The 7,765-nt window shown below is 50.0% G+C and carries 13 protein-coding genes; all 13 read left to right on the forward strand.

Annotated features, from left to right (window positions below; translation table 11 throughout):
* Positions 1–129 precede the first annotated feature (129 nt).
* The 13 genes from FHS03_RS27670 (at position 130) to FHS03_RS27730 (ending at position 7,405) form a co-directional block, all read left to right on the forward strand.
* Entirely contained in the window at positions 130–501 is a 372-nt protein-coding gene (locus FHS03_RS27670; protein ID WP_183444129.1) for a hypothetical protein, read from the forward strand.
* A gap of 163 nt (positions 502–664) precedes the next feature.
* Entirely contained in the window at positions 665–1,378 is a 714-nt protein-coding gene (locus tag FHS03_RS27675) for a hypothetical protein (RefSeq protein WP_183444130.1), read from the forward strand.
* Between the two features lie 23 nt (positions 1,379–1,401).
* Positions 1,402–2,391, forward strand: a complete 990-nt coding sequence (locus FHS03_RS27680) for a S49 family peptidase (protein WP_183444131.1) — start codon at positions 1,402–1,404, stop codon at positions 2,389–2,391.
* 196 nt (positions 2,392–2,587) lie between these two features.
* Positions 2,588–2,911: a site-specific integrase gene (locus FHS03_RS27685; protein WP_183444132.1), complete on the forward strand. Its 324-nt coding sequence runs from the start codon at positions 2,588–2,590 to the stop codon at positions 2,909–2,911.
* Positions 2,912–3,260: 349 nt separating this feature from the next.
* The gene (locus FHS03_RS27690) at positions 3,261–3,728 is read left to right on the forward strand and encodes a hypothetical protein (protein WP_183444133.1); all 468 of its coding nucleotides are present in this window, start codon (positions 3,261–3,263) and stop codon (positions 3,726–3,728) included.
* 9 nt (positions 3,729–3,737) lie between these two features.
* The gene (locus FHS03_RS27695) at positions 3,738–3,950 is read left to right on the forward strand and encodes a hypothetical protein (protein WP_183444134.1); all 213 of its coding nucleotides are present in this window, start codon (positions 3,738–3,740) and stop codon (positions 3,948–3,950) included.
* Positions 3,951–4,082: 132 nt separating this feature from the next.
* Complete coding sequence (locus tag FHS03_RS27700; RefSeq protein ID WP_183444135.1) at positions 4,083–4,370, forward strand: hypothetical protein; 288 nt, start codon at positions 4,083–4,085, stop codon at positions 4,368–4,370.
* A 111-nt stretch (positions 4,371–4,481) separates the two neighbouring features.
* The gene (locus FHS03_RS27705) at positions 4,482–4,709 is read left to right on the forward strand and encodes a methionyl-tRNA formyltransferase (protein ID WP_183444136.1); all 228 of its coding nucleotides are present in this window, start codon (positions 4,482–4,484) and stop codon (positions 4,707–4,709) included.
* Between the two features lie 9 nt (positions 4,710–4,718).
* A complete protein-coding gene (locus FHS03_RS27710; RefSeq protein ID WP_183444137.1) occupies positions 4,719–5,225 on the forward strand; it encodes a hypothetical protein in 507 nt (168 codons plus the stop codon).
* Between the two features lie 16 nt (positions 5,226–5,241).
* A complete protein-coding gene (locus FHS03_RS27715; RefSeq protein WP_183444138.1) occupies positions 5,242–5,628 on the forward strand; it encodes a DUF4160 domain-containing protein in 387 nt (128 codons plus the stop codon).
* Positions 5,582–6,481, forward strand: a complete 900-nt coding sequence (locus FHS03_RS27720; protein ID WP_183444139.1) for a hypothetical protein — start codon at positions 5,582–5,584, stop codon at positions 6,479–6,481. The genes FHS03_RS27715 and FHS03_RS27720 overlap by 47 nt, the downstream gene beginning before the upstream one ends.
* A gap of 17 nt (positions 6,482–6,498) precedes the next feature.
* On the forward strand, positions 6,499–6,927 hold the full coding sequence (locus FHS03_RS27725) for a GNAT family N-acetyltransferase (protein ID WP_183444140.1): 429 nt from the start codon (positions 6,499–6,501) through the stop codon (positions 6,925–6,927).
* Between the two features lie 232 nt (positions 6,928–7,159).
* The gene (locus FHS03_RS27730; RefSeq protein WP_183444141.1) at positions 7,160–7,405 is read left to right on the forward strand and encodes a hypothetical protein; all 246 of its coding nucleotides are present in this window, start codon (positions 7,160–7,162) and stop codon (positions 7,403–7,405) included.
* The last annotated feature ends 360 nt before the right edge of the window (positions 7,406–7,765 follow it).

A 7,765-nucleotide genomic window follows, 5' to 3' on the forward strand; every position in this document is an offset into this window, starting at 1 on the left:
GCATGGCCGATGGCGAACAGTGGGGATGCCGCTATTGTCTCAGGTCCGACTGCCGCGCGGAGCAGCGCCTGATGAATTAATCAGTGCTTCCCTAGTTCTTTTGGTGACATTTCTGATCAGTTTGAGATTATGGCAAAGAATATTAGAAATCAAGATGAACTGGCGAAGGAAATTTCGGCATACAGGAATAAAGTTAAAAATAGAACTGCCCCAAGTCCAGTGGAACCGGAAACTTCACAAGGCACTAATGGCTTCCAAGTAGCACCATCAGTGCGCACAAACGTGGAAAAAAGAGGGAAAAGTATAGAGAAGGAAATTCTTGCGCGAGATAAGGAATTTGAAGATGTTGGAGTTAAGAGGGATTCACAAAATCACCTCATTACTGAGCGAAGCTTATTTGGTGATGCAAATAAACAAGCAAAGAACGACCCGGATGTTCTGCGAGGTAAGGTTGATCAAATTTTTTCCTCATTGAAAAAACTTCGAGAGAGGAAAAAATGAGTGCTAGTCATCAACCTGCAAACTTTCTATCTTTAGTGCTCCTTGGTGGTCAAACCCTAAAAGCGATGAATCTGCTAGATTGTTAAGGGTTTCCGTTTTGAGCTTCTTCTGCGGCAACAGTTTAATTATAATTTTTCTCACCATCAAAAGCAGGAAGTAAAGGATGGATACTAAAGAACCTGTAAGGATGGTAGTGAAAAGGATAATTTCGATGCTTTGGTTGATTGCGATAATTGTTCCAATTGCAAAGCCAAAGAACAGTGTAAAGGTAAATTTCATAATTTCTCCGGAGGATGATATGAGGGAAATTTTGTTTTTGATTTATTGTTTATTAATGGCATGCTCTGTTGAAGCGAACGCGGTGTCATTGTCTGGGCGACCAACCGATGATTCAGTATGCGATCTTTCGCCAATGACAAACTATCATCTAACCCGAAAGATTTTTGTGCCATCCGGAACAATGAACGTTTCAGATATATATGGAAGACTGGCACTAATGTTTGTTGTAAAGGAATGTAAGAATTCACAGATACTTGTGTTGCACTCTGAGTTTGGGGAGTCTGAGGACGAACGGGCTTTTAGAGTAGTCACATCTGAATTGTGTAGTGTTGCGAACGTGCAGCGTGAATCTACTGCAACCAGCGAATATCCATACTCGTTTCAGGTTAAGTGCCGAATCTCGAAGATTCAAGAGGCAACTTCAAGATTGGCTATAGCTGAGCGTGAAAAAAACCTGGAGACAATCATTGCTGAAAATGCACCAACAGTGCGAGAGAGAGATGAAAGTACGGATCAGCCTACTTCAATAAATAAGGATTGCGGCAAGCTAGGTTACGGTGCTGTTGTGCTTGGCCTCGGTGGCCGCTGCACTCGCTAGTTCTGAGCAAGGAGAACATGTCCATGAACAAGGAATCTGATCCAGCCAGCTCGATACAAGGCACCGACGCGGTGTTTTTGCAGCTCATCCAGGAAATGCGCGAGCAGCGTCAGTCATTTCGTGAGGAACAGCAGCAACTGGCCAAGGAGCGGCGGTCAGCAAGACGATGGAATATCGGCTTGAAGTTGGCCATGATCGCCGTGCCACTGCTCTTCGGCGGATTCTTCCTGGCCCAAACGTCCGGCGTCACGCTGGGGCCGTTCAGGGATGTCATCGGCATCATCGAGATCAAGGGCGAAATGGCTGAGGGCAAGCTCGCCTCGGCGGAAAAGGTGGTGCCGGCGCTGGCACGAGCCTTTGAAAGCCCAAGGGTCAAGCACATCGTGTTGGCCATCGATAGCCCTGGTGGTGCGCCGGTTGAGGCGGAGCGGATTGGTAACGCGATTGCTATCTACAAGAAAAGATATCCGAAGCCAGTGACTGCGGTGATCGGCAGCATCGGGGCATCGGCGGCGTATATGACGGCGATGCAGGCGGATCGCATTGTGGCCGGCAAGTATAGCCTGGTGGGTTCAATCGGCGCCATCCTGGCACCGTGGCAGCTGGACAAGGCGATTGCACAGTTGCAGGTCTCGCAGCGGGTCTATGCATCAGGGAAATTGAAGGCGTTTCTCAATCCGTTCACACCCGTCACCAGTGAGGCGGACGCCAAGGCGCATGAGCTGGTTGAGGGGATTGGCCAAGCTTTTGTTCGAGAGCTTGAAGGGCGTCGAGGTAGTCACCTGAAGACGGATGTGGACTACGGGACCGGTGAGGTCTGGAGTGGGCCAGATGCCTTGAGGCTCGGCCTCGTCGATGAACTTGGAACGGTCGAGAGTGTTTCTGACGGTAACGCTGGTCGAAATGGGTATCACTTTGGTCCGAGCGAAGGTGGTTTTGCATATCTTCGGGGATATTTGGCAGAGATGATCTTGGCTACATCGAATCTTAGCCATAGTTTCCGGCTAAGATAGTTCTGATTCATCTGATTAACAATCGAGGCAGTCGTTGACTTGGTGCGATCCTGATTCCGGTTAAGCAGGACAGTACGGGGCATCCATCATGCACGGGCATTTCCGAGGGCTGAGGCCTGGGCTTGTTTGGAGGATAAATAACATGTACCATAAAACAACAGGCCTCTGAATACATTTAATTTTCACATTAAAACGAATGGCTAAAGCCCCAGTAATTGAAGAAGCGCAGCTGCGCCACATGCTAAAAGTCGCTGCCGTTTCTGGAGAGTCTCCCGTCCGAAATGTCGCCCTGCTCACCACCATCTACGGTACTGGCATGATGCCCACAGAGTTGGCGCGTATGCCGCTGCACGCTTTCCTGAACTCGGATAACACGGTGCGGGAGAAGTCCTGTGTAGCTGCCGAAATCGCATTCAATGGCAAGGAGCGTCCACTCTACTGGTCGAACGACAAAGTCGTCACAGCGATCAAAGCCTTCAGCATGGCTTTGCTACCTGATAACGGCTTAACAAACACCTAGGAAAATAATGCTTGGAATTTTAGGACTGGGCATTTTGGCAGCTGAAACAATGGCACTTATGCGAAAGAAGTATGCGCTGCACGTGCTTGGCGTCAGCTTTATTTTGGCTCTGTGCTTTCATATTTTCAAGTAAGACGCCGACCATGTCTGTCTTGACCAAAGACGTCTGGCCGTGGTGCCTTGGATCAAACCGGATTGTTTCCGAGTTCCGACATGGCAACGGCCTGCACTGCTTGGCGATGGGCGGTGCAAATGCCCTGATTGTGGCCGTAGTGTTGGAGTGCGCAGGACCGGCGCAAGTGATTTGCTGGCCCGTCATCGCAAGATCAATATTTAGAAGGAAACGAACATGATGGATGTACTTTCATTTGCAATTTGGAGCGGAATTGCGATCGCGTTGGGCGCAATCGTTGCAGCATGGCTGACGCGTAGGACAAAAATTTCTGAGTTCAGGCAGGAATGGATCAACGAATTACGCGCGGATATCGCCGCATACATTGGCGCAGCGGATCGCTGGATGACTGCACGCAATGAGCTTAACGAAGCGCCTCATACTGAACGCCAGCAGATGGCCCCTAATGCCGAGAAGCTGTCTAATGAGGCGAGAGTCATCCTTCATCGGATCGAGCTGCGTATAAATCCTCGCAAGAACAAATTTGAAGATGCTGACAAAGAATTTCTGAGCAGTTTGTGGAAGTTGCTCGATCCCAGTGCATTGCCAGGTACCAGCTGGAGGGCACTCGCCGACAATTCGGTTAGGTTAGGACGAGAGCTTTTAAAGCGAGAGTGGGAAGTAGCCAAAAACGTCTTCTTCTAGGAAGTTGTAATGGGCACCGTACTTTTCCAAATGTGGCAGCCAGTAAGAGTAATGCTGATCGAACGCCATGAGTTCTACGCCGCACAGGCGCGCAGGCGCCTTTTGTCCCAATTTTCGAATATAGAACGCGAGGCCGCCCTGGCTGCGGCCGCGTGGCTCAAACGTACCGGCACAAGGTTTGATCCAGAAACCCATATGCAGGTATTGGCTACATCGCAATGACAGCTTTCGTCTGCTTAGTAGGCATATGGGGGCACAAAATGCTTTCCATCTGGTGGTTTGGAGTTGATGGCTCTCACCAGGACGACTCCGGCTCACGCAATTGAGCGTTTTTGACCAAGGAAATCTATGCGAGTGGAATTCGATACTAAGGCGGTGCGGGAGTTGATCGAGGTGTGGAAGCGAAACTCGGACTTGCAAGCGCCGATGAGTGATGAACTTAAGATCATCATGATGGCTGGCAGGCGCAAGCTGCTCGACACGCACCTTGATGTTGCCGCAGTGTTGAAGCAAGTCCTGGCGCAAATGACCCCAGTCGACAATGCCGAGGAACTCGAACTCACCAAGGCAGCTGTAAGTGAGTTCTATACTTGGGCGCAAAATGGTTTAATTGAAATTGAACGACTTGCCCGCTTCGAATAAGAAAATCGTCCATAGCAGTGACCTACGCCCGGCCTGACCGGGCCTTGGCGTTGAGGGGGTAGGCATGGTGTCTATCCATTTTGAAAGGCCGCCTCGTAGCGGGAAATATCAATGCGCATTATTCAAATCATGCCGGCTGAGGACTGGTACTTCAAACATGAGACTACCGTTTGGAACGTTGCAGCGTTTGGCCTCACAGACGAGGGGGAAACGATTGGCCTCATCGGTGCCGGAAGCGATGGTACGCTAAAGACGGTTCCGACCAGGACTGGTGGGGTCTACCTGCATCGTCGTCAGCTGACCGAGGATGAGAGCCAGGCCGCCGACAAGAAGCGCTAGGAAAAGACAATGTCGACATTACATCCGGTGATGGAGTTCGGGATGCGCCATACAGCGGCAATCGCGTGTCTTCGCGAGAACGGCCATAAGGAGGCAACGCTAATCTTGCTTTTCGCAGCTATCGATCAGTTGGCGTGGGTGGCCAGCGACAAGGAGGCCGTCGGCAATGAGGGCTTCAAAGCGTGGGTGCAGCAGTACATGATCGACAGAAATCCAGACCTTTTATCAGGTGCTACTGCAGCTGATCTTTGGGGCGCACGCTGTGGAGTCCTACATACTGGCGCGTCCGAATCCAACGACTTCCGAAATGGCAAAGCGCGGCGAATTTTCTACTCGACTAACTTAGGACAGGTCCAGCCGAATGCTCCGGATATTCTGGTCCTATCATTGGAATGGTTAGGAACCGCATTTGCAACAGGTATCGCGTGGTTTTTGATCGACCTTGAAGCCGACGCGGAACAGGACGCGCGTGCCAGATCAAAACTCGCACGAATGCTAACCCACCAGCATCTGTAGGACGAAGGAAAATGACATGAAGCGTATCGACCAGATATTGGATGAATGCAGTAGTGCCGTAAGCCTTGCCCAACTATCGGAATGCCTTGATAGCCTCTTTACAGAAGGGTATTCCATCGCGGCCGATGGGGCACTTTACGAGGCCAAGCACGAGGTGGGTAGAATAAAGGGCATGAAAATTGAAATACGTCCTCGGGAACATGCTCCGCCTCATTTCCATGTTACAAAAGGCGATATTGATGCATCGTTTTCGATAGAAGACTGTTCGTTGCTGGCAGGTTCGATAGGCAGTCGGGAACAAAGGCTGATTGAATTTTGGCACACTAAATCCAAAGGATCACTTGTTAAGATTTGGAATGAGACCCGTCCTGAAAATTGCCCTGTGGGTGCCACTCGGCTTTGATCGAAAAATACCAAAAATACAGTATAAACTGTTTGCAAGGAAAGCAATGACCTCTCTCAGTTGCCTAATCCGAGCTGTTCAGATTTCGCTAGCAATGGTATTCGCGCTCACGGGCACCGCAGCAAGCGCACAAACAAACGTGCTGATCGAGGCTTGCAATGGTTTGAAAAGTGCGACCAAACGAGCGGAGTGTGTCAAAACCGTTAAGGCTCAAACGGTGCCGACAACCGTGTCCGCACCCAATACGTCGTCGATACCAACCGCGCCTACGGCCCAGGCGCCATTTAGTCTAAATGGCGCTGCCACCATTTGCGAAACGGTATTAACAAAACTAGCTGCGCGCCACTTGGAGGCAGCGATCGACGAGACAGAGAGTACCGAACAGGTTATGCAGGTAACTTGGCCGGGCGTCGATGGGAAACCGCCAACATATTGTGGTGTTGACCGCGAAAGCCGTCGGATTGTTTCACTCGGCAAAGGTGATAAGGCGATCAAGGGCGCTCAGCTGACCAAGTTGTTTAGTGACCGCGAGAAGTTCGAGCGAGAACGCAAGGAAATGGCCAACGGCAACTACACAAACTTCGTGGCACAGGCAAAGCAGGCGTTGACGAAAGACTTCAAAGATCCAAGCAGCGTGCAATATAGGGGACTGTTCGTTAGCGGAACAACCTTACCGGTTCTTTGCGGGGAAGTGAATGGTAAAAATTCCTACGGAGCGTACACTGGGTTCAAACGCTTCTACACCACAGCAGATGGCATGATAATGCAAATTGATAGCCCAAAAGAGAATTATGCGCTTGAACAGATGTGGCCGAAGATGTGTGGCGCAAAAACGACGGATATCCAAGAATAAGTACCATCGGAAATTCAATGCTGGATTTTACTAAGATGGACGACGGCGAAATCGTGACTTTCCTTGCCAGACATATAGGCGAGTTCACTGATGATCCTTCGCCGGACTTCCCGCGAAACATCCGCCTGGGCCTGAAAGGAGGCCACTTAGTGGTCCGAAAGAACGTTGAAACTTTCGCTATCGTCGCTAGAAATAGTGGTGTCTCTTATCGACCACCGCACGCAGAACTGGTGTTTCTCTATTCCGATCCCGCGGCACGTGGCCAAGGCAAAGCAAGCGAGTTAATCGAGAGCATAAAGGCTGATCCGGACATCGTCGAACCAATCAAGCTGCTGTGCTGCGGGGATGAGCGTCATCGTTTTTTCGAGCGCCACGCGTTCAACCTCGCAAACGATGAGAATGGGATATACGCGATGTGGTATCCAGCCCCGGTTGCGGGCAATTAATAATCAAGGGAACACGCGTAACCATAGAGGCCATTGAACGTGTACGCAAGTTTCTAGACGAGAGTAGAAAGATGCGCGGCATAGAAACAGACGAAATCGCTGTAGTTCAAACTGGCTCGGACAAGGAGGCGACGCTTACCGTGGCAGATCTGGAAGTGCTTCTCACGGCCGCCCTTCGTCCTATCATTAAATGAAAAATACTATATAAATGGTTTAAATAAAATGAAGATATTTGCTTTATTTTTTCCTCGTGGCAAGCGCTGCTCATGCAATTGCAGACGAAGGTTTTCGCTCACTTGAGAAAAAGGCGATGAGCCGTGACTGCCAGGCGCAGCGCAACCTTGCATATGTCTATCAGACAGGGGAACTTGGTGCACCGATTGATTTCTTCCAGGCTTGCGTGCGGCGCACTGTAATCGTTTACTCTGATGATGTTAATGTTGACCGGAGCGATGTGTCAAATCTCGGCTATGCCTGAAAAAAACTGATCTCCTCAGAGAAGGTAGCTGCCGACCGAAAAGGTGTTGCGCTCGCCAAGCGCATATATAAACGATAGAATGCTGTGCACCTGCATATGATGTAAAACGATATAAACCGTTTTTAACATTAGCATATCGAGTAACTGGAAATGTACAATCGCGAAATATTCATCCGGCAAGTGCGGTCGCGTTCACTGGAACACCAGGCCGCAATGACTTTATTAGCCGACAACGAGTTGCCGGGGCAGATGATGGCAGTTCTAAGGAAGCGCTGATCAATTCACCCTTTTAGCGAGATTGGTGCGCAAAAAAGGTGGAACTATGAGCCGATCAAGCATATTTCCGTTCGATTTGACGCG

The sequence above is a fragment of the Pseudoduganella violacea genome, assembly GCF_014191875.1.
Lineage (GTDB): Bacteria > Pseudomonadota > Gammaproteobacteria > Burkholderiales > Burkholderiaceae_D > Rugamonas > Rugamonas violacea_A.

Excerpts from the sequence above, each read along its gene's own strand:
- FHS03_RS27670 (WP_183444129.1), top strand. The coding sequence starts at position 130 with ATGGCAAAGAATATTAGAAATCAAGATGAACTGGCGAAGGAAATTTCG.
- FHS03_RS27675 (WP_183444130.1), top strand. The coding sequence starts at position 665 with ATGGATACTAAAGAACCTGTAAGGATGGTAGTGAAAAGGATAATTTCG.
- FHS03_RS27680 (WP_183444131.1), top strand. The coding sequence starts at position 1,402 with ATGAACAAGGAATCTGATCCAGCCAGCTCGATACAAGGCACCGACGCG.
- FHS03_RS27685 (WP_183444132.1), top strand. The coding sequence starts at position 2,588 with ATGGCTAAAGCCCCAGTAATTGAAGAAGCGCAGCTGCGCCACATGCTA.
- FHS03_RS27690 (WP_183444133.1), top strand. The coding sequence starts at position 3,261 with ATGATGGATGTACTTTCATTTGCAATTTGGAGCGGAATTGCGATCGCG.
- FHS03_RS27695 (WP_183444134.1), top strand. The coding sequence starts at position 3,738 with ATGGGCACCGTACTTTTCCAAATGTGGCAGCCAGTAAGAGTAATGCTG.
- FHS03_RS27705 (WP_183444136.1), top strand. The coding sequence starts at position 4,482 with ATGCGCATTATTCAAATCATGCCGGCTGAGGACTGGTACTTCAAACAT.
- FHS03_RS27710 (WP_183444137.1), top strand. The coding sequence starts at position 4,719 with ATGTCGACATTACATCCGGTGATGGAGTTCGGGATGCGCCATACAGCG.
- FHS03_RS27715 (WP_183444138.1), top strand. The coding sequence starts at position 5,242 with ATGAAGCGTATCGACCAGATATTGGATGAATGCAGTAGTGCCGTAAGC.
- FHS03_RS27720 (WP_183444139.1), top strand. The coding sequence starts at position 5,582 with ATGAGACCCGTCCTGAAAATTGCCCTGTGGGTGCCACTCGGCTTTGAT.
- FHS03_RS27725 (WP_183444140.1), top strand. The coding sequence starts at position 6,499 with ATGCTGGATTTTACTAAGATGGACGACGGCGAAATCGTGACTTTCCTT.